This window comes from Paenibacillus sabuli (genome assembly GCF_014705605.1).
Lineage (GTDB): Bacteria > Bacillota > Bacilli > Paenibacillales > Paenibacillaceae > Paenibacillus_D > Paenibacillus_D sabuli.
This window is the reverse complement of sequence record NZ_JACXIZ010000042.1, coordinates 1-20783: the sequence shown is the minus strand read 5'-3', so window position 1 is coordinate 20783 and position 20783 is coordinate 1. Positions and strand designations below refer to the sequence as shown.

The following is a 20783-nucleotide window of genomic DNA, read 5'->3' as shown; positions in this document are numbered from 1 at the left end:
GGAGCCGACGGAGCGACAGGACCGGCAGGAGCGACGGGAGCCACGGGAGCCGACGGAGCGACAGGACCGGCAGGAGCGACGGGAGCCACGGGCGCCGACGGAGCGACAGGACCGGCAGGAGCGACGGGCGCCACGGGAGCCGACGGAGCAACAGGACCGGCAGGAGCGACGGGAGCGACGGGCGCCGACGGAGCGACAGGAGCCACGGGAGCCGACGGAGCGACAGGACCGGCAGGAGCGACGGGAGCCACGGGAGCCGACGGAGCGACAGGACCGGCAGGAGCGACGGGAGCCACGGGAGCCGACGGAGCGACAGGACCGGCAGGAGCGACGGGCGCCACGGGAGCCGACGGAGCGACAGGACCGGCAGGAGCGACGGGAGCCGACGGAGCGACAGGACCGGCAGGAGCGACGGGCGCCACGGGAGCCGACGGAGCGACGGGACCGGCGGGAGCGACGGGCGCCACGGGAGCCGACGGAGCGACGGGACCGGCAGGAGCGACGGGCGCCACGGGAGCCGACGGAGCGACGGGACCGGCGGGAGCGACGGGCGCCACGGGTGCCACGGGCGCAACTGGTGTAACTGGCGCAACAGGGGCGACGGGCGCGACTGGTGCAACAGGAGCTACCGGGAACGGCGCGATCATACCGTTTGCATCCGGGGGCCCGGCAATTGTGACCACGACCATAGCCGGATTGATCGGTACGACCAGCTTGATTGGGTTTGGATCCAGTGCGACCGGTGTTTCGCTGCTGGGCGGTGCAATTGATCTGACGGGTACGGCGCTTGGTCCGTTGATCAACTTCGCCTTCTCAGTGCCAAGAGCCGGCACCATCACGTCCATATCCGCTTACTTCAGCTTGACAGCTGGATTAAGTCTGGGACTGGGCACGCTTAACTTGGCCGCCCAATTGTATCAATCCACGACGCCGAATAATATCTTCAATCCGATCGCGAGCGGGATCGTGAACTTCGCGCCGTTGACCGGCATTATCAGTTTGGGTGAGATTCGCAACGGCATTACGACGGGACTCACCATTCCGGTTACGCCGCAGACACGGCTGCTGCTCGTGCTGCAAGCTACCACGACAGGGCTGGCGATTGCGACGACGACAACCGGCTACACGAGTGCGGGGATTACCATCGTCTAAATTGTTAGCGGCTTGACCTTGCATGACAAGCACCTCTTCATGGGCTGGAGCCTGCGAAGAGGTGCTTGGTTACACGCTTGAGCTGTCAGAAGACGATGACAACCGGGAACCGCCTGTAACATTGCGACGCTCAGAAATGACCGTTTCAACGCCGCATTGGCGGCATGCGTGTAGTCACGGTCGCGTTTGGCCGTTAGCCGGTTTTGCAAGCCGACTGTCGTGCATGCGTCTACAATGGACAAGCTTCGCCGGTATAAATTTGAAGCCGATTCGTGTAGATCTGCTGCGTGCTCTTGAGCGTGAACCGGTCGCTGTCTGCCGTATAATCGACGGTCAGCCGAGGCTCGAAGAATATCGCGTGCCGCGGTTCGAAAAGAAAGGGCAACGTCTCGCTCTCGCCCGCCCGGTCGTCGGGGCCAGGCCCCGGGATCAATTGCAGTGCCGGCACGCCGCTCATGACGCAGCCGCATCCTTCTGTATCATGCAGCAGCTTCAGCTGTTTGCCTGAGGTCTCCAGCATCGGGGCGAGCCGAGCCAGCGCCGCCGGCGTAAAGGTCATATGCATCCGTTCATCCTCCTTTATCCTACGGGTATGATTATACGCTGAGTCGCAGACCTGAGCAACGGCTGCGCCACTCTTCATCAGGCAGGATCGGATACAGCGTAGAACGGTACCCGCGTCAGTTGAATCGCTCGCGGAATACGCGTATGATCAGACTGAATGCTATCCTTGATCTGGAAGGTGGACGAACGAATGACCGCTACTCTGCAAGACAAGCTCGAACGATTCCGGGAGATCGACCGTACCATCAAAAGCTACGGCGAAGCGATCGGCGTGCTGCATTGGGACCTGCGCACAGGCGCTCCCCGCAAAGGAATGGACAGCCGCTCGGAAGCGATCGGCGTCCTGTCCGCGGAGCAATTCCGCTTGGAGACCTCCTCCGAAATGGGCGAGCTGCTGGCGCGGCTAAACGAGCCGGAGGCGCTGGACACAATGGCCCCCGTCAATCGCAGGCTGGTCGAGGAGAGCGCGAAGGCTTATGCGCGCAGCAGCAAAATCCCGCCCAAGCTCAACCAGGAGTTCGTCGTGCTGACTGCACAAGCGGAGTCGTATTGGGAGGAGGCCAAGGCGCGGAACGATTATGCGGGCTTCCGGCCCTATCTGGAAAAAATTATTACCTTGACGCGGCAGATGATCGAGCTGCGGGGACCGGGCGCGACGCCTTACGACACGCTGCTCGACGACTACGAGCCCGGCATGACCACCGCTCAGCTCGACCCGCTGTTCAACGGTCTGCGCGAGCGTCTGGTTCCGCTGGCCGCGCGCATTGCCGATTCGCCGCATCAGCCCGCAACCGGCTTTCTTCGCCAATCGTATGCGGTCTCGCAGCAAAAGGCGTTCAGTCTTCATATTTTGCGCGAGATGGGCTACAATTTTGACGCGGGGAGGCTGGACGAGAGCGCGCATCCGTTCGCGACGGGCCTTAGCCCGGGGGATGTGCGCATCACGACGCGCTACCTAGAGGACGATGTCACCAGCGCGCTATTCGGGACGATCCACGAGGGCGGGCACGCGCTATACGAGCAGAATATCGGCACCGAGCTGGCAGGGACCACATTGTGCGACGGCACCTCAATGGGCATTCACGAGTCGCAATCGCGGTTTTGGGAAAATGTGATCGGCCGCAGTCGGCCGTTCTGGCGGCGACACTTCGGCGAGCTGCAGCGCCGTTTCCCGGGGCAACTCGATGTGCCGGTCGAGGACTTCTACCGCGCCATCAACGTCGTGCAGCCGTCCTTGATCCGCATCGAGGCCGACGAGCTGACCTACAATCTGCATGTGATCATTCGCTACGAACTGGAAAAGCAAATCTTCAACGACGGCGCGACCGCTGCGGAGCTGCCTGAGCTGTGGAACGCCAAGTACGAGGAGTATCTTGGCATTCGGCCGCCGAGCGACCGCGAGGGCGTGCTTCAGGACGTGCATTGGGCAGGCGGGGCGTTCGGATACTTCCCCTCGTATGCGCTCGGCAACATGTACGCGGCACAGATCGCCGACACGCTGGAGCAGCGGATGCCGCGGCTGTGGTCACATGTGGAGTCGGGGGAGCTGCTGCCGATCAAGGATTGGCTGACCGAGCAGGTTTACCGGCACGGCAAGCTGCTGAATCCGGCGGAGATCATCCGCAGCGTGACCGGCAAGCCGCTCGACCCGCAGCACCTGGTCGGTTATCTCGAGCGCAAGTATGCCGATATTTACCGGCTCTGAGCAAGATGAAGGCAAGGATGCATGTACTGGCCGAGGATTTTCTCAAAGACCGTTGCCCAAGACCGATCCGGTCCCGGGCGATGGTCTTTTCGTCGTAGAGCCCAGCTTGTACCGCCTATCATCCTCTGAGGAACAAAGGTAGCCGCTCAAGCGATTGCGCAAGAGGAAGGCCGCGGGTGTGGAGGCAGTAGAGTGAGGAAGTACCGCTAATGTGTATGAGAAGCATGCACCGATACCCATCGCGGCGCATAGGCTGATAATCAACTACGGGCGGAGGTGGGGGAGACATGCGAGCAAAATGGGGAGGGACGCTGGCGTGCCTGCTGGCGGCGGCAGTTGCGCTGGGCGGGTGTGGCGGCGAAGCAGAAGGTCCAGTCAAGCTGAAGGTCGGCGAGGTGACCCGTTCGATTTTTTATGCGCCGCAGTATGCGGCATTGTCGCAGGGGCTTTTTGAGGAGGCAGGTCTTGCCGTCGAGCTGACGACGACGTTCGGCGGCGACAAGACGATGACCGAGCTGCTGGCCGGCTCGATCGATATCGCGCTGGTCGGTTCGGAGACATCGATCTATGTCGCACAGCAAGGGGCGAAAGACCCGGTCATTAATTTCGGCCAGCTCACGCAGACCGACGGCACGTTCCTGGTGGCGCGCGAGCCCGATTCCGATTTTGACTGGGCGTCGCTCAAGGACAGCACGTTTCTCGGCCAGCGCAAGGGCGGCATGCCGCAGATGGCCGGCGAATTTACGCTGAAAAAGCACGGCATCGATCCGCAGACCGATCTGGAGCTGATCCAGAACATCGATTTTGCGAACATCCCGGCCGCGTTCGGCTCCGGTACCGGCGATTATGTGCAATTGTTCGAGCCGCAAGCCTCGATCTTCGAACAGGAAGGGCGGGGCTACGTCGTCGCTTCGTTCGGCGTTGAGAGCGGGCATTTGCCGTATACCGCTTTTTTGGCGCGCCGTAGCTTCATCGAGGACCATCCGGAAGCGATCCAGGCTTTCGTCAATGCGCTCTACGAGGCGCAGCAATGGGTGGAGCGGAACAGCCCCGCCGTAATCGCAGAAGCGATTCAGCCGTATTTTGAGGACACAGAGCCGGGACTGATCGAGACGGTCGTCGAACGCTACAAGTCGCAAGGCTCGTTCGCCACGGATCCGCGCATCGACGAGGACGAATGGAACAATCTGCTGGAGGTCATGACCGAGGCCGGCGAGCTGATCGCACCCGTGCCGCATGCGGAGCTGGTGGACAATTCGTTCGCCGATCAGGCCTTGAGCCGATAACGGGCAGCTGGCAGCGGAACCGATCCCCTGACAACAGGCGGCGAGCGGGGCGGGCAACCGCAAGCCGACGTGAGAGGAGGCAGATGGATGAGAGCGATGCTGGAGCTAAAAAACGTCTCCCATGTCTATGTCAGCGCGCAGGAGGCCTCGCTCGCCGTCGAAGGGCTGGACCTGCAGGTCACGCCGGGCGAATTCGTCAGTCTCGTCGGGCCGAGCGGCTGCGGCAAGACGACAATCCTCAGCCTGCTGGCCGGGCTGCTCGTCCCGTCCCGCGGTCAAGTGCTGATCGGCGGCGAGCCGGTGCACGGCCCGTCGCCTCGCGTCGGCTACATGCTGCAGCAGGATTACCTGCTGCCGTGGCGGACGATCCGCGGCAATGTGCTCCTCGGACCGGAGCTCGCCGGGAGGCAGAGCCGGGAGACGGAGGAAGCTGTCGAGCGTCTGCTGCACGAGATGGGGCTATCAGGCAGCGCGGCACGTTATCCGCACGAGCTATCCGGCGGGATGCGGCAGCGTGCGGCGCTCGTGCGCACGCTCATCACCGATCCGGAGGTGCTGCTGCTCGACGAGCCGTTCTCCGCGCTCGATATGCACATCAAGCTGCAGCTGGAGGATCTGGTCCATCATACGTTGCGACGCATGCGCAAGACGGCATTGCTCGTGACGCATGATCTGGCGGAGGCGGCGGCGATGAGCGACCGCGTCGTGCTGCTCGGCAGTCGGCCGGGCCGCATTCGCCATATCTTCGATATCCCCGCCGAGCTGCGCGCCCTGCCGCCGATGCAGGCGCGCCGGGAGCCGGGCTTTCAGGATATCTTCGAAGCGATCTGGGCGGAGCTGGAGGAAGGGGAGGAGGGCGGCGATGCATAGACATGACGATCCGGCGGCTGCGCCCGAGGCGCAGACACACGACCAGCGGAAGGCGGGCGAGCTGGACTGGCCGGCGGCGCTGCAGCGCGCGTATATCCGCCGGCAGCGGCGGCGCAGCCTGGCGGTGCGTCTGGTGCAGGTGCAGGTGCTCGTGCTGCTGCTCGGCCTGTGGGAGGCTGCGGGCCGCCGGGGATGGATCGACGAGCTGCTCTTCAGCTATCCGGCCAAGCTGGCGAATCAGCTGTGGACGACACTGCTGGCCGGCACGCTGCTGCCGCATGTCGGGGTCACGGTGCTGGAGACGGCCGCCGGCTTCGTCCTGGGCACGCTGCTCGGGACGGCTGCCGCGGCGCTGCTGTGGTGGTATCCCTTCGTCTCACGCGTCGTCGATCCGTACCTGGTCGTGCTCAACAGCATGCCCAAGGTCGCGCTGGGCCCGATCTTCATTGTCGCGCTCGGTCCAGGACTGCTGTCGATTGTAGCCGTGACGCTGTCGGTGACCGTGATCATTACGACGCTGGCGATCTACAATCGCTTCCGCGAGGTCGAGCCGAGCTATATCAAGGTGGCGCAGCTGCTGGGCGCCTCGCGCGGGCAGGTCTTTCGCAGTATTGTACTGCCGGACACCTTTCCGGTCATCATCTCGACGCTCAAGGTCAATGTCGGCCTGTCCTGGATCGGGGTGATCGTCGGAGAGTTCCTGGTCGCCCGGGCAGGGCTGGGGTATTTGATCATTTATGGCTTTCAGGTGTTCAACTTCACACTGGTGCTCTCGAGCCTGCTGGTCATCGCTGCGGTGGCTGCGGTCATGTACCAATTGGTGGCGCTGCTGGAGCGCAAGTTGACGGCGGGGCGGCCGGAGAGGTAGGATATAAGAAAAAACGGATAGGAAGAAATTATGGGCATTCGAGTAATCAAAACGGCCACTGCCGGCCTTGCCGCGATCTACACGGCACATTATTTCGGGCTGGAGCCATTTTTGTCGGCTGGCCTGCTTGCTATTCTCGGCGTCGAAGTCACCCGGATGAAGGGGCTAAAAGCCGCCTTCGCCCGGTTTATGGCTTCGGTGGTGGGGCTGTTTTTCGCTTCGCTGATCTTTACGTTGTTCGGGTTCGAGCTATGGTCGGTCTCGATCTTTATTCTGATCGCTTTTCCGATCCTGGCGCGGCTACAGCTGCAGGGCGGGATCGTCACGAGCTCGGTCATCGTCTTCCACTTGTTCAGCGCAGGCGAGGTGACGCAAGCGCTCATTGTGAATGAGATCTTGCTCCTAGTCACGGGCCTGGGCTGGGCGAGTATCTTCAATTTGCTCTACATGCCGCGCGAGGAAGGCCGTCTGCATCAGCAGCGACGGGAGACGGAGAGGCTGTTCGGCGAAATTTTTACGCATCTGGCGCAGACGCTGCGCGACCCGGCCCATATGTGGAACGGCGAGCAGCTGCTGGCCGCGGAGGCTTCGATCCAGGCGGGACTCCGGCGAGCTCAGATCTATCGCGAGAACACGCTCTGGCGCTACGAATCGTATTGGCGTACTTATTTTGAAATGCGTAGCAGCCAGCTCGAGTCGATCCAGCAAATGCTGGGCCTGGTCGCGCTCGTGTACGAAAAAATGCCGCAGGGCATCCTGCTGGCGGAGGTGTTCGGCCATCTGGCCGAGGAGGTCAAATCGGACGTCTATATCGGCCGCGTCGAGCGCGAGCTGGAGCGGCTTGAAGAGCGGTTCCGCGAAATGCCGCTGCCGCTGACCCGGGATGAATTCGAGCTGCGGGCCTCGCTGTATCAGCTGTGCCACGAGCTGGAGCGGTATCTGTCGATTGCAAAAAGATGGAAAAAGCGAGACGAAACAGCGTAAGGCGGAGATCGCACACCAATATATAGCAACTCCGATATAGCAATTCCGAAGATTCAAAATAGTTGCAAGAAGTAGTCACTCCGGGCAAATGTCCTGCATACACTTTAAGTGAATGATGTATGGAGGAGGTTAAACCAATGGCAATTGCAGATACACAGCTTCAGTACAGAGAGATTATCACAAAAGCTGTCTGCGGCAAGGGTCGTAAGTTCGCTACGGTCACCCACAACGTATCGCCGCCCCATCCTCCGTCGAGCATCCTCGGCGCATGGATCATCAACCATCAATACGAAGCAGTGCGCTCGGGCGACGGCGTCGAGGTGATCGGTACTTACGATATTAACATCTGGTATTCGTACGACAAAAACTCGCAAACCGACGTCGCGAAGGAGACGGTCTCGTATGTAGAGAACGTACCGCTGTCGTACCTGGACCCCAAGCATCGTTCGAACACCGCCGAAGTCTCCGCCGAATCGACGCAGGAGCCGAACTGCATCGAAGCGACGGTCGATTCCGGAGGATCGTCAGTGCTCATTCGCGTCGAACGGGAATTCGGCGTCGAAATGGTCGCGGAGACGAAGGTATGCGTCGCAGTGCTGCCAGGCGGCTGCGACGAGTTGGACGGCAAGGATTTCGAGTATGGCTTGACGGATGACGGGGACTACGAGGACCTCGATCCCGAGCTGCTCGACGACGAGGTCTAGCACCGGCAAGCACAGCCTGCGTCCTGTTGAAGTATTGTATGCATTGCCGTGTCGGCAGTCGAGGGCGGGAGCCCTCTTTTTTCTTTCTTTTTCACCAAATCGCGCCGCTCGCGCTTCGTCTTGCTCCGGGCACGGGCAGGCGAGACGCGGGCGGCGCGTTTGCTGCGCTCGTGCTGGACAGCTTGATTGCGGGAGGGCCGCTCATGGCGGGACGGGTATGGATCGAGGATGGGAACGCATGGCGGCGTATTGCAACCTGCGCGCTTGACGAGCGAAGCGGTAGCGCCGCCGAACAATCGCGCACGCAGTTCGCGCATGCGTTCAGCGAAAACGAGGTTTCCGGGCGAAACGGCAAGACGCGCGCAGGACAAGACGAGGTGTTGGTGCGAAAAGAGGAGACGCTCGTGCGCGAAGTCGCAGCGCCGGAGAGCGGCGATGCGGTCTGGCTGTGGAAGCGAACGGCCAAGAGGCGACAAGGCGGACCTGGCGCGCCGCTCTCGCATGGAGAAGGCCCCCATGCCAGCCTGACCGCGCCGCCGCACGGCCGCGGCGTCTGGACGCTGCAGCTATGCGGCGAGCCGCTGACAGTCCGGCAGACGGGCGGGGCCGAGGCGCAGCTGCGTATGGCCGGGGTGCCGATCGAGCCTCTTGATACGCGGGTACGCCGCTGCTTCGTCGTGCCGGTGCTGCATCTGGAGGCGCTCGCGCTGCGCCGCGAGGAACTGTCGGCGCAGCGCGGCGCCTGGCCCGGGCGGCGCGCGCCGGTGCTGCCCCGTCCCTTCGGATCGGCGGCCGCGGAGGCGTCCCTGCCGCCGCAGCTGCAGCGCCGAATCGAACGCACGGCCGTGCGTGCCGTCTATGCGCTCGGACTCGATGCGGCGGAGGTCGAGCTGGCTGTCGACGATCAGGGCCGCACCGCCGTCCGTACGCTGCAACCGCCGGATCCGGACAGCCCGCTGTGGGCGGGGGCGATGCAGCGCATGGCTGCGCAGTATGCCGAGGCTCGCAGCGGCGCGGCGCGCTCGGCCGAGCTGCGTCTGGGCGCCGACCCCGAATTCGTGCTGCTGCGCCCGGACGGCCGCGTGGCGGCAGCGGCGCGCTATCTGCCCAAGCGCGGCGCGATCGGCTGCGATTCGGTGCGGATCGGGCCGCGGCTGCGCTACCCGGTCGCAGAGCTGCGACCCGATCCGCAGACCAGCCCGAGCGCGCTGGCTGGCGCGCTGCGGGGGTTGCTCCGGCAGGCCGCCGACCGCATCGACGCGTCGGAGCTGGTGTGGCGCGCCGGAGGCATGCCCGTGCCGGGACTTGCGCTCGGCGGTCATATCCATCTCAGCGGCGCCTGGCTGTCGAGCCGCCTGCTGCGGCTGCTCGACAGCTGCGTGGCGCTGCCGCTCGCACTGGTGGAGGAGCCGGCTGCAGCGGCGCGCCGGCCGCGCTACGGCTGGCTGGGCGATCACCGGCCGCAGCCGCACGGCGGCTTCGAATATCGCACGCCCGCGAGCTGGCTCGCTTCTCCGGCGGCGGCGCGCGCCGCATTTGCGCTGACGCTGCTGGCCGCGCGTGAGACCTGGGCCGAGCCGCTCTGGCAGGAGCCGCTGCCGGCCGAGCGCGCCGAGACGGTGCGCGCTTTTTATGCGGGCGAGCACGAGCTGTTGCGCAATGAGGTGCTGCGCTTCGCCGAGCGGCTCCGCGCGACAGCGTCGTATCCCGGGCTGGCTGCCGAGATCGAGCCGTTGCTGGAGGCGATCGCCGCCGGCAAGCGCTGGGACGCGGGTGCCGATCTGCGCAGCCGCTGGCGCATTCCCGCGCCTTAGCGGAGGTGGTGGGACCTTTTGCTGCTTGCGTATCATGAGCGAGCAGAGGCGGTGGATTGCGCAGCGGCAGCAGGGAGAGGCGGGCACCCGGGTGCGCGGTCCGGCAGACGGATGCGCGCACCCCGGATGTTCTGGTATAATGAAGCTTTGAAATCAACCTGTTCGAGTGACCGGCGCGATGCGGCAGCGCATGCGCGGGAGAGGAGGGCGACATGTCCGAATATACGCCGATGATGCAGCAGTATCTGGCGATCAAGGAAGAAGCCAAGGACGCGTTTTTGTTTTTTCGGCTTGGCGATTTTTACGAGATGTTCTTCGAGGACGCCGTCCTGGCGGCGCGGGAGCTGGAGATTACCCTGACCGGACGCGGAGCCGGCAAGGAAGCGCGCATCCCGATGTGCGGGGTGCCGTATCATTCCGCCGAAACGTACATATCGCGCTTGATTGAGAAGGGCTACAAGGTGGCCATCTGCGAGCAGGTCGAGGACCCCGCTACGGCGAAGGGCGTCGTGCGGCGCGAGATCGTGCGCGTCGTGACGCCCGGGACCGTGATGGAGGCGAAGGCGCTGGAGGGCAAGGCCAACAACTTCATCGCCGCAGTCGCCGTGTGCGGCGGGGAAGAGGGGCTGGCGGTATGCGACCTGACGACCGGCGAGCTGTACGCGACCTCGCTGGCGGCCGCGGACGGGCAGCTGCCCCATGAGCTGGGCCTGTACGAGCCGGCCGAGATCGTCGGCGACCGCGACCTGGTGGAGCGGCTGCAGGACGCGCCGGCGCTGTGGCAGCGGTCGGTTGTCTACACGGCGCGGGATGCGATGGAGGAGGAGGCGCTGCTGGCGCATTACGGCGCGGCCGAGCTGGAGCGGCTCGGGCCGGCTCGGCGGCGCGCGGTCAGCCTGCTGACGGGCTATCTGGCAGATACGCAAAAGCGCTCGCTCGCGCATGTGCGCAGCATTCGGGCGTATGAGCCGAGCCAGTATATGGTGCTCGATCCGTACACGCGCCGCAATCTGGAGCTGACCGAGACGGTGCAGGACCGCAGCCGCCAGGGCTCGCTGCTCTGGCTGCTGGACAAGACAGAGACCGCGATGGGCGCGCGCCAGCTGCGGCGCTGGATCGACAAGCCGCTGCTCGTGCGCGCGCAGATCGAGGAGCGCCTCGAGGCGGTGGACAAGCTGCTCGCCGACTTCCTGCTGCGCGAGGAGCTGCGCGACGGGCTCAAAGGCGTCTACGACCTCGAGCGGCTCGTCGGCCGGATCGCCTATGGCACCGCCAATGCGCGCGACCTCAATGCGCTCAAGCAATCGCTGCAGCAGATCGGTCCGCTGGCCGCGCACTGCGCGGCCTCGGCGTCGCAGACGCTGCGGCGGCTCGTCGACCGGCTCGACGCTTGCGCGGACCTGGCGGAGATGATCGAGACCGTGCTCGTCGAGGACCCGCCGGTCTCGGTGCGCGAGGGCGGACTGATCCGCAGCGGCTACGACGGCTACCTGGACGAGCTGCGCGAGGCCAGCACCGGCGGCAAGCGCTGGCTCGCCGAGCTGGAGCAGCGCGAGCGCGAGGCGACCGGCATTCGCTCGCTCAAGATCGGCTACAACAAGGTGTTCGGCTATTATCTGGAGGTGACCAAGGCCAATCTCGCCCAGCTGCCGGAAGGACGCTACGAGCGCAAGCAGACGCTGGCCGCGGCGGAGCGGTTCGTCACGCCCGAGCTCAAGGAGAAGGAGCGGCTCATCCTCGAAGCGGAGGACAAGATGGTCGATCTGGAGTATGCCCGATTCGCCGAGCTGCGCGACCGCATCGCCGGGCAGCTCGGACGGCTGCAGCGGCTGGCCGGCATCGTCGCGACCATCGACGTGCTGCAGGCGTTCGCCGCGGTCAGCGAGCAGCAGCGCTACTGCCGCCCGACGCTGAGCGAGGACTTCGACATCGCGATTACGGACGGGCGCCATCCGGTCATCGAGGCGGCGCTGGACAGCGCTCCGTTCGTCGCCAACAGCGCGGCGCTGGGCGCCGACTCCAAGCCGATGATGCTGATCACCGGTCCGAATATGGCGGGCAAGAGCACGTATATGCGGCAGGTGGCGCTAATCTGCGTGATGGCGCAGATCGGGTGCTTCGTGCCTGCGGCCGGCGCGGAGCTGGCGATCGTCGACCGCATCTTCACGCGCATCGGCGCGGCTGACGATCTGATCGGCGGGCAGAGCACGTTCATGGTGGAGATGAAGGACATCCAGACGATGACCGCCAAGGCGACGCGCCGCAGTCTCGTTGTCATTGACGAGCTGGGCCGCGGCACGTCCACCGGCGAAGGCATGGCGATCGCACAGGCGGTCATCGAGTACGTGCACGACGAGATCGGCTGCAAGGCGCTGGTGTCGACGCACTTCCACGAGCTGGCGCATCTGGAGGAGACCCTTCCCGGTCTCAAGAACATGTGCATGGCGGTCAAGGAAAGCGGCGACGATGTCGCCTTCCTGCGCAAGCTCGTCCCCGGCGCGGCCAGTACCAGCTACGGCATCTACTGCGCCCGCTTGGCCGGGCTGCCGGATGCGATCATCGGGCGCGCCTACGCACTGCTGCATGCCGCCGAAGGCGCGGTTGTGGCTGCTCCGCCGGAAGGCGCCCGCACCGCCGCCCGAACTATGCCTGCCGGAGAGAGCGGCGATGCGCAGCGTGCCGGCGACCGGGTGCGGGAGCGCGACGGCAGCAGCGAAGTGGCGCCTGATCGCCATGACGCAGAGGAGTCGAATGCGGCTGCCTATCTGGCGGATTCCTATATAGAAGAAGCTGCAGTATCGAGCGAGATCGTGCAGATGTCCATGTTCGGGCCGCCGGCGGGGGCGGAGCCGCTCCACTCGAGGCGCGCCGCCCGTGCGGAGCAGTTCGCCGATCAGCTGCGCAAGCTCGATCTGTTCAACATGACGCCGCTGCAGGCGATGCAGTGGCTCGACGAGATGAAGCAAAAGCTCGGCAAGTCCTAGCCTTCCCTTAAGACAGCGCTCGGCAGCCTCGGTTCGTGGACAAGCTTTGAACATACAAGACGGGAGGGAGGAGCATCATGCCAAGCATCCAGGTGATGAGCGAGCAACTGGCCAACCAGATTGCCGCAGGCGAGGTGGTAGAGCGGCCGGCCTCGGTCGTGAAGGAGCTGGTGGAGAATGCGATCGATGCGGGCGGGACCGCAATCGAGATTACCGTGGCGGAGGGCGGACTCGATCTGATCCGGGTCGTCGACAATGGCGCTGGAATTGAGGCCGAGGAAGTGGCCACTGCGTTCCAGCGCCACGCCACGAGCAAGCTGCTGGAGGATCGCGAGCTGTTCCGGATTGCGAGCCTCGGCTTCCGCGGCGAGGCGCTGCCCAGCATCGCCGCCGTGGCGCGCGTCGAATGCGTGAGCGCGCCCCAGTCGGATGGACTCGCGCAGCGGCTCGTGATCGAGGGCGGGCGCGTCGTGTCCGCGGGGCCGATCGGCGCGCCACAGGGCACGGACATGACCGTGCGCGATTTGTTTTACAACACGCCGGCCAGGTTAAAGTACATGAAGTCGATTCAGACGGAGCTCGGGCATATTTCCGATTATGTCTATCGGCTGGCGCTTGCCCACCCGGGCATTGCTTTTTCGCTGCGTCACAACGGCAATCAGCTGCTGCGCACGCCGGGCAACGGCGACCGGCTGCAGGTGATCGCAGCCGTCTACGGCACGAACACGGCGCGGGGCATGCTGGCGCTGGAGGGAGAGCACCCGGATTACGATCTGCGCGGCTTTATCTCCAAGCCCGAGCTGACCCGAGCCTCGCGGACGGCGCTGACGACAATTGTCAATGGCCGCTATATTCGCAGCTTTGCACTGACGCAATCGATCCTGCAGGCCTACCATACGCTGCTGCCGATCAATCGCTATCCGCTCGCGGTGCTGGAGATCGGCATGCATCCGTCGCTGGTGGACGTCAACGTGCATCCGTCCAAGCTGGAGGTCCGATTCAGCAAGGAGCCGGAGCTGCGCGCCTTCGTCCAGGAGACGGTGCGCGCTTGTCTCGCCCGGCAGACGCACATCCCCGGACAGCAGACGCAGCGGCGCAGCGCCCGGCCCGAGGTCGTGCAAGAGCGGATGCCGCTCTATCCGCAAGCGGAGGAGCTCGCCCGGATGCCGGAGCGGCGCAGCGAGCCGGACCAGGCGCCGCCGCTGCGCGGCCGCGTGCAGCCGGGCGGGCGGACGCTCGGCTCCGATCGTCCGGCGAGCAGCTATGGCCGAGGAAGCGACGGCGCCGTGCCATGGGAGCGCCCGGCCCGCATTCCGCGGGGCGCGACGGAAGCTCTCTACAGCCGAGCCGAGCTGCGCGACGCTGACGACCGGCTGCGCACGGATGAGGCGGGGCAGGGCGCGTCCGTGCCGACGTTCGATCGTCGTCGCTCCGATTCGGACTCGAGCGATTCACAGTACTTCGGGCGCGACGGGGCTGATCGCGTTTCGGCTCAGGGGCGCCAAGCGTCTGCGGGCACGGACGAGCTGGTAGACACCCAGGCGGCAGACACCCGGCCGGCGGATACCCAGGCGGCAGACGCCCAACCGGTTGACGCTCAGCCGAATGAGCAGGGCCATGCCGCAGACGTTCAGCCGAATGCACAGGGCCACGCCGCCGTCGTTCAACCGAATGCGCAGAACGAGGCGGCAGCGACCGATGCCGATGTCGCCGGTCTCGCCAGTGGCGGCGGCGAGGTCACAGCCTCGGACAGCGAGACGCCGGCGCGGAGTGGTCCGGACTCCCCGGCTGAGCGGGCAGACGCGGCGGCACGCGCGGGAGCGGACCGGCCGAATGGCTCGGCCGAAGGTTTCCCCGAGCTCGCATGGGTCGGCCAACTGCATGGCACGTATCTGATCGCGCAGAATGAGACAGGCATGTATCTGATCGATCAGCACGCCGCGCACGAGCGTATTCACTACGAGCTGTTCTACCGCCGCTTCGGGGCCCCCGATCAGGCCGCGCAGCAGCTGCTCGTGCCGTTCACGCTCGAATATACGCCGGCCGACGCGGCCGCGCTGCGGGAGCAGCTGCCGCTGCTGGCGCAGGCAGGCGTTGAGCTGGAGCCGTTCGGACAGCACGCCTTCCTCGTGCGCACGCATCCGCAGTGGCTACCCCGGGGCGCAGAGCAGGCGGTCGTCGAAGAGATGATCGAATGGGTGCTTCGGGAGCGCCGCACCGTCGATATCGCCAAGCTGCGGGAGAAGTCTGCAATCCTTTGCGCCTGCAAGGCTTCGATCAAGGCCAATGCATTCCTGACCCGGGAATCGGGCGAGGCGCTGCTGCACCGGCTGGCTGCCTGCGAGCAGCCGTATACGTGCCCGCATGGACGCCCGATCGTCGTGCACGTCTCGACGTATCAGCTGGAGAAGATGTTCAAGCGGGTGATGGCATGATCGTGACGACGACGTCGCGTCCGACGGCGGAGAGCGTGGCGCGTGCGCGGGCCGTCGCGGAGGAGCTGGGCGCGGCGTACGCGGAGCGCGGGGATCATTCGCTGGCGCGGCTGCGTCGCAGACAGTCCTGCGACCGTCTGCTCATTGTGTCGGAGCGCGAAGTGCGGTATGATGACGGGCATGCGCCGCCGTTTTTTTTCCACCCGAGCATGGCACTCGTCCGCATCAAGCGTCTGCTGGCCGGCGAGCGCGACACGCTGGTCGCCGTCAGCGGCTGCAGGCCCGGCGACGTCGTGCTCGACTGTACCGCCGGCATGGCCGCGGACGCGGCTGTGCTGGCCCACGCCGCCGGTCCGGGCGGCCGCGTCACGGCGCTGGAGAGTCGGCAATTGCCGGCTCTCCTCGTCCGCGAAGGCCTCGCGACCTATCGGACCGGGCTGCCGGCGGCCGACGCCGCGCTGCGGCGCGTGACGCTGCGCTGGTGCGATCATGTCGACGAGCTGCGGCGCTTGCCTGCGGACAGCTGCGATATCGTCTATTTCGACCCGATGTTCCGGCGCCCGATCCACGAATCGTCGGCGCTGCAGCCGCTGCGCCCGGTCGCCGACGACCGGCCGCTGTCGCCGCAGGCGATCGCCGAAGCGCGCCGCGTGGCGCGCCGCGTCGTCGTGCTCAAGGAGCATGCGGCCAGCGGAGAATTCGAGCGGCTCGGCTTCGACGTGCGGGCCGTCAATCATGCCAATACCGCATATGGAGTGATTATGCCTTGACAACGATACAGCCTACGCCCAAGCCGCCGCTGCTCGTCCTGGTCGGCCCGACTGCGGTCGGCAAGACCGGCTACAGTCTCGACCTCGCCGAAGCGTGGAATGCCGAGATCATCTCCGGCGACTCCATGCAGGTGTACCGGGGCATGGACATCGGCACCGCCAAGCTGCCGCCCGAGCAGCGGCGCGGCATTCCGCATCATCTGATCGATGTGCGCGATCCCCGCGAACCGTATTCGGTCGCCGATTTTCAGGCGGAATGCCGCCGCCTGATCGCGGACATCCGCAGCCGCGGCAAGCTGCCCTTCATCGTAGGCGGCACCGGCCTGTACGTCGAGTCGGTGTGCTATGATTATCAATTCGCCGATTACGGCTCCGACGAGCCTTATCGGGCCGAGCTGCAGCGGCTTGCCGAGGCGCAGGGCAACGAGGCGGTGCACGCGCTGCTCGCGCAGGTCGATCCCGCTTCGGCCGCTCGCCTGCATGCCAACGACGCGCGCCGCGTCATCCGGGCTCTGGAGGTGCATCGCACGACGGGCAAGCCGCTTTCGGAGCATTTGCACGGCCAAAAAAAAACGTCACCCTACGAACTGTGTATGGTGGGGCTGACAATGGACCGCGCCTTGCTCTATGCGCGCGTCGAGGAACGGGTCGACGCCATGCTGGCGCAGGGACTGGAACAAGAGGTGCGGGAGCTGCTGCATCAAGGCGTGCCGCGCCAGGCCACAGCCATGCAGAGCCTGGGGTACAAGGAACTTCTTCCTTATTTGGCCGGGGAATGCTCACATGCGGAGGCGGTGCGAATCCTGAAGCGCGATACCCGCCATTTTGCGAAGCGACAGCTGTCCTGGTTCCGTCACATGACCGACATTCGGTGGGTCGATGTCGGATTCTCACAAAATTTTCATGAAAACTTGCATACAATTCATGCTATAATAGCAGGAAAGTTTCGCAAGGGCCTTGAATATAGATGTAACTAATCTTTTTTTGACGGGGGTTAACGGCCAATGAACAAATCGATTAATATCCAGGACACCTTTCTCAACCAGCTGCGCAAGGACAGCGTTCCGGTGACCGTTTACCTTACGAATGGTTTTCAGATTCGCGGCACGGTCAAGGCGTTCGACAACTTTACGATCGTCATCGACAGCGACGGTCGGCAGCAGATGGTATACAAGCATGCCATCTCCACGTTTACCCCGCAGCGCAATATTTCGCTCATGCAGGATCAGAATGCCGACTGATTGGCTGTCTTGATCAAGCGAACGAAACCTTTTTGCGCGGCTTTACGTTTAATTGAATAGCGGCAGCCGGAGCAACCCGTTCTGAGCCCGGATGCATGCCTACCGCACGTGCGGCAGGGATGCTTCCTCATGGGCCGCGCGCGGGTTGCTTTTTTGGACCGGCAAGCCGCCAATCAGAGACAAGAGGACAACAGACGGATGTCCCGACCAGGAGGGGATCGACTTCCATGACTGAGCGCAAAACGACAAGACCCAAAAGCGAAAGCGCGCCGAAAAAGCCGGCTCGCAAAACGAAAAAGAAAAAATTCAACGCCAGGCGCGCCATGATCGGCTTGTTTTTTACGGCTGCGCTGGCCGTCGTCTGCGGCATTATCGGCTACCTGCTCATTATTTTGAACGGCGAGCGCATACTGGCAGCCAATCAGGACGACTACACGAGCTTCGCCGAGGCGTCGATCATCTACGACATCAACGGCGACGAAGTATCAAAGCTGTACGACGAAAATCGCGAGGCAGTCGAGTTCTCGGAGATTCCTGAGCTGATGAAGCAGGCGTTCGTGGCGGTGGAGGACAAGCGCTTCTACGACCATTCCGGGGTCGACTTCATCTCGATCGGCCGCGCCGTCGTCAAGGACGTGATCGCGCGCAGCGCAGTCGAAGGCGGCAGCACGATCACGCAGCAGCTGGCCAAAAACATCTTTTTGTCCCATGACAAAACCTTGCTGCGCAAGGCGACCGAGGCTTCGATCGCGGTGGCGCTGGAGAACAATCATTCCAAAAATCAGATTCTCGAAATGTATCTGAATCGCATCTACTTCGGCAAGCGCGCCTATGGCGTCAAAGCGGCTTCGCAGCTCTACTTCGGCAAAGAAAATCTGGCCGAGCTGGAGCTGTGGGAGATTGCGACGCTGGCCGGCATGCCGAAGGGGCCCAATAGCTACAATCCGCTTAGCGATCCCGATCGTTCGAAGGAGCGGCGAAGGGTCGTGCTGCAGCTGATGTTCGATCAGGGCATCATTACCAAGGCGGAGATGGACGAGGCGGCGGCGCAGGACTACAATCCTGACGTCGCACAAATTCCGGACAATACGACATACATGGCGTTCGTCGATTATGCCATCGAGGAAGCGATGAAGGTGACGGGTCTGACGGAGGACGAACTGCGGCTCGGCGGCTATCAGATCCACACGACGCTGAATCCGAACGCGCAGTCGATCGTGGAGTCGGAATACGCGAATGAGGACAACTTCGAGCAGAGCGTCGACGAACAGATCGTGCAGAGCGCGATGATTATTATCGATCACCGCAGCGGCCAGATCGAAGCGATGATCGGCGGGCGCGAGTACGAGAAAAAAGGCTGGAACCGCATTACGAAACGCCGCCAGCCCGGCTCTTCGTTCAAGCCGATCGCTTCCTACGGTCCGGCGCTGGAGACGGGGAACTGGTTCCCTTGGTCGATCCTGCGCGACGACGACCAATGCTTCGGCAATTATTGCCCGAGCGATTCGAATCGGGTGAAGTACATCGGTCCGGTCAAAATGAGCGAGGCGATTCGCGAGTCGCGCAATCTGCCGGCCGTATGGCTGCTCAATGAGATAGGCGTAAGCGAGGCGCTCGCATTTGCGGATAAGCTCGGGGTCGAGCTCGCGGCAGAGGACCGCAACCTGGCGATTGCGCTGGGCGGTCTGACGCACGGCGTGACGCCGCTGGAGATGGCGACGGCGTACAGCGTGTTTGCCAACGGCGGCCGCAGCGTCGATCCGCACACGATCATCAGTGTGGAGAACAGCAACGGCCAGGCGGTCTACACCTATAAGGAAAAAACGCCGAAGCAGCTCATCGCGCCCGAAACGGCCTGGTACCTGACGAGCATCCTGCGCGGCGTCGTCGAGGGCGGCACCGGTACGCGGGCGCAGATCTCGGGGCGGCCGGTCGCCGGCAAGACCGGTACGACGCAGCACGGCATCGAGGGGCTGAGCTCCGGCCGCAATCGCGACGCCTGGTTCGTCGGCTATACGCCGGAGTGGACGGGCGCGATCTGGATGGGCTACGACGAGACCGACGAGCAGCATCTGCTGGACGGCAGCAGCGGTCAGTCCGCGGCCTTGTTCGGCAAGATCATGACGCAGGCGCTCAAGGACGCGCCGGCGAGCCAGTTCGTCAAGCCCGATGGCGTCCAGGAGGTTCGACCGCCCGCACAGGTCGGCGGATTCGGGGCCACATACGTCCAGGATCGCGGCGAAGTGCAGCTGTCGTGGTCGGCAGTCGAGGGCGGCAATATCACCTATCGGCTGTATCGCAAGGCGTCTGACGAGCAGGATTACACACGTATCCTGGACGGCTACGATTCGATTGCGGCCGAGGATATCGCGATCGAACAAGGCAAGTCGTATGAATATTACGTGACGGCTTACAATTCGCAGTTTAATATGGAAGGCTCGCCGTCTTATCACAAGACGATCGAAATTCCGGTCGAGGAGATCGACCTCGACGACATTCTTGGCGACGCCGACGAGCCGGGCCGAGACAATCCCGGCGGCGACGGAAACGGGAATGGAAATGGAAACGGGAATGGCAACGGAAACGGGAATGGCAACGGAAATGGAAATGGCGGATTTCCGGGCTGGCTGGGCGGAGACGGCGGCGAAGGAAACTCCGGCGATGGACAATCCGGAGGCGGCAACGACGGCGCGGACGGCACAAACAACGGACCGGGCGGCAACGGCAGCCCCGAAGGCAATGGAGGTCCTGGCGGTCCCGGGGGCGGAAATGGCGGCAGCGAAGGCCCTGGCGGGGCGAATGACGGCACGAGTGGCGACTCAGGTCCGGATGGAGCCGGCGGTACCAATAGCGGCTCGGGTGACACGAGCGCCGACGGCGAGTCGAACGGGCCGGACAATGCAGTGGCAGGCGGCGACAGCGAAGAAGCGCAGCGGGATGCCACAGCGCTCAATCGCAATCTGCCCCCCGGCGGTGCGCCGGAAGGCGGCGAAGTGACAGGAGAGTCGGCCGAAACTTCCGAGACTTCTGAGATCTCCGAGACTGTCCAGCCGCTGCAGCCTTGAACCGATCGGATCATCGCTGGATCGGGGGAATACGTGGCGCCGTCGAAGGACGGCGCCTCTCGGTTAACCTTTACGAAATCCAGAGAAACAACTACGCGAAGGCGCATATGACGCCTTCGCTTTTTTTAGGACGAACACGAGCGACGACTGGCGCTTCAACCGGACATGCGGCAGCTCTAACGGACACCAGGGAAGCTTAGCGGTCAACCCGATCCACCACCCGTAACCCCCTCTAAGCGTCGCTCATGACCGTTGCGCGCCTAGCAAAGCTAGGCCTGGCTAACTGATGGAAGTTCAGTCGGGGTAAAGACCAAGCTGCCCTGTAGCTAGTAGGCAACTCA

Annotated in this window: 15 protein-coding genes; 14 read left to right on the top strand and 1 reads right to left on the bottom strand. The window is 64.0% G+C overall.

The annotated features are described in order from the left end of the window. A partial coding sequence (locus tag IDH44_RS20750) for an exosporium glycoprotein BclB-related protein (RefSeq protein WP_317890227.1) occupies positions 1–1152 on the top strand: 1152 nt, incomplete at its 5' end. Between the two features lie 229 nt (positions 1153–1381). Here IDH44_RS20750 and IDH44_RS20745 read toward each other — a convergent pair. Next, positions 1382–1717 (bottom strand): iron-sulfur cluster biosynthesis family protein, encoded by a 336-nt coding sequence (locus tag IDH44_RS20745; RefSeq protein ID WP_190920734.1) that lies wholly within the window; start codon positions 1715–1717, stop codon positions 1382–1384. 189 nt (positions 1718–1906) lie between these two features. Here IDH44_RS20745 and IDH44_RS20740 point away from each other — a divergent pair, with 189 nt between their 5' ends. The 13 genes from IDH44_RS20740 to IDH44_RS20680 all read left to right on the top strand — a co-directional run bounded on the left by IDH44_RS20740 (position 1907) and on the right by IDH44_RS20680 (position 20442). Further along, positions 1907–3421: a carboxypeptidase M32 gene (locus IDH44_RS20740; protein WP_190920733.1), complete on the top strand. Its 1515-nt coding sequence runs from the start codon at positions 1907–1909 to the stop codon at positions 3419–3421. A 287-nt stretch (positions 3422–3708) separates the two neighbouring features. Beyond that, positions 3709–4707 carry an ABC transporter substrate-binding protein gene (locus IDH44_RS20735; RefSeq protein WP_190920732.1) on the top strand — a complete coding sequence of 333 codons (999 nt, stop codon included), beginning with the start codon at positions 3709–3711 and terminating at the stop codon, positions 4705–4707. A gap of 87 nt (positions 4708–4794) precedes the next feature. Next, entirely contained in the window at positions 4795–5577 is a 783-nt protein-coding gene (locus IDH44_RS20730) for an ABC transporter ATP-binding protein (protein WP_190920731.1), read from the top strand. After that, positions 5570–6445, top strand: coding sequence for an ABC transporter permease (locus tag IDH44_RS20725; protein ID WP_190920730.1), 876 nt, complete (start codon positions 5570–5572; stop codon positions 6443–6445). The genes IDH44_RS20730 and IDH44_RS20725 overlap by 8 nt, the downstream gene beginning before the upstream one ends. Before the next feature lie 30 nt (positions 6446–6475). Continuing rightward, positions 6476–7429, top strand: a complete 954-nt coding sequence (locus IDH44_RS20720) for an aromatic acid exporter family protein (protein ID WP_190920729.1) — start codon at positions 6476–6478, stop codon at positions 7427–7429. Between the two features lie 137 nt (positions 7430–7566). Continuing rightward, a complete protein-coding gene (locus IDH44_RS20715; RefSeq protein WP_190920728.1) occupies positions 7567–8133 on the top strand; it encodes an outer spore coat protein CotE in 567 nt (188 codons plus the stop codon). A gap of 203 nt (positions 8134–8336) precedes the next feature. Next, on the top strand, positions 8337–9947 hold the full coding sequence (locus IDH44_RS20710) for a putative amidoligase domain-containing protein (protein WP_190920727.1): 1611 nt from the start codon (positions 8337–8339) through the stop codon (positions 9945–9947). Positions 9948–10159: 212 nt separating this feature from the next. Next, positions 10160–12931 carry a DNA mismatch repair protein MutS gene (gene mutS, locus IDH44_RS20705; RefSeq protein ID WP_190920726.1) on the top strand — a complete coding sequence of 924 codons (2772 nt, stop codon included), beginning with the start codon at positions 10160–10162 and terminating at the stop codon, positions 12929–12931. A gap of 77 nt (positions 12932–13008) precedes the next feature. Next, positions 13009–15366 carry a DNA mismatch repair endonuclease MutL gene (gene mutL / locus IDH44_RS20700; protein ID WP_190920725.1) on the top strand — a complete coding sequence of 786 codons (2358 nt, stop codon included), beginning with the start codon at positions 13009–13011 and terminating at the stop codon, positions 15364–15366. Then, the gene (locus tag IDH44_RS20695) at positions 15363–16136 is read left to right on the top strand and encodes a class I SAM-dependent methyltransferase (RefSeq protein WP_190920724.1); all 774 of its coding nucleotides are present in this window, start codon (positions 15363–15365) and stop codon (positions 16134–16136) included. Before mutL ends, IDH44_RS20695 begins: the two co-directional genes overlap by 4 nt. A gap of 5 nt (positions 16137–16141) precedes the next feature. Continuing rightward, on the top strand, positions 16142–17113 hold the full coding sequence (gene miaA / locus IDH44_RS20690) for a tRNA (adenosine(37)-N6)-dimethylallyltransferase MiaA (protein WP_190920735.1): 972 nt from the start codon (positions 16142–16144) through the stop codon (positions 17111–17113). A 27-nt stretch (positions 17114–17140) separates the two neighbouring features. Beyond that, entirely contained in the window at positions 17141–17377 is a 237-nt protein-coding gene (gene hfq, locus IDH44_RS20685) for an RNA chaperone Hfq (protein WP_190920723.1), read from the top strand. A gap of 227 nt (positions 17378–17604) precedes the next feature. After that, a complete protein-coding gene (locus IDH44_RS20680; protein WP_190920722.1) occupies positions 17605–20442 on the top strand; it encodes a transglycosylase domain-containing protein in 2838 nt (945 codons plus the stop codon). Positions 20443–20783: the final 341 nt, after the last annotated feature.

Coding starts and splice junctions, on each gene's coding strand:
- IDH44_RS20745 (WP_190920734.1), bottom strand. CDS start 1,717: ATGCATATGACCTTTACGCCGGCGGCGCTGGCTCGGCTCGCCCCGATG.
- IDH44_RS20740 (WP_190920733.1), top strand. CDS start 1,907: ATGACCGCTACTCTGCAAGACAAGCTCGAACGATTCCGGGAGATCGAC.
- IDH44_RS20735 (WP_190920732.1), top strand. CDS start 3,709: ATGCGAGCAAAATGGGGAGGGACGCTGGCGTGCCTGCTGGCGGCGGCA.
- IDH44_RS20730 (WP_190920731.1), top strand. CDS start 4,795: ATGAGAGCGATGCTGGAGCTAAAAAACGTCTCCCATGTCTATGTCAGC.
- IDH44_RS20725 (WP_190920730.1), top strand. CDS start 5,570: ATGCATAGACATGACGATCCGGCGGCTGCGCCCGAGGCGCAGACACAC.
- IDH44_RS20720 (WP_190920729.1), top strand. CDS start 6,476: ATGGGCATTCGAGTAATCAAAACGGCCACTGCCGGCCTTGCCGCGATC.
- IDH44_RS20715 (WP_190920728.1), top strand. CDS start 7,567: ATGGCAATTGCAGATACACAGCTTCAGTACAGAGAGATTATCACAAAA.
- IDH44_RS20710 (WP_190920727.1), top strand. CDS start 8,337: ATGGCGGGACGGGTATGGATCGAGGATGGGAACGCATGGCGGCGTATT.
- mutS (WP_190920726.1), top strand. CDS start 10,160: ATGTCCGAATATACGCCGATGATGCAGCAGTATCTGGCGATCAAGGAA.
- mutL (WP_190920725.1), top strand. CDS start 13,009: ATGCCAAGCATCCAGGTGATGAGCGAGCAACTGGCCAACCAGATTGCC.
- IDH44_RS20695 (WP_190920724.1), top strand. CDS start 15,363: ATGATCGTGACGACGACGTCGCGTCCGACGGCGGAGAGCGTGGCGCGT.
- hfq (WP_190920723.1), top strand. CDS start 17,141: ATGAACAAATCGATTAATATCCAGGACACCTTTCTCAACCAGCTGCGC.
- IDH44_RS20680 (WP_190920722.1), top strand. CDS start 17,605: ATGACTGAGCGCAAAACGACAAGACCCAAAAGCGAAAGCGCGCCGAAA.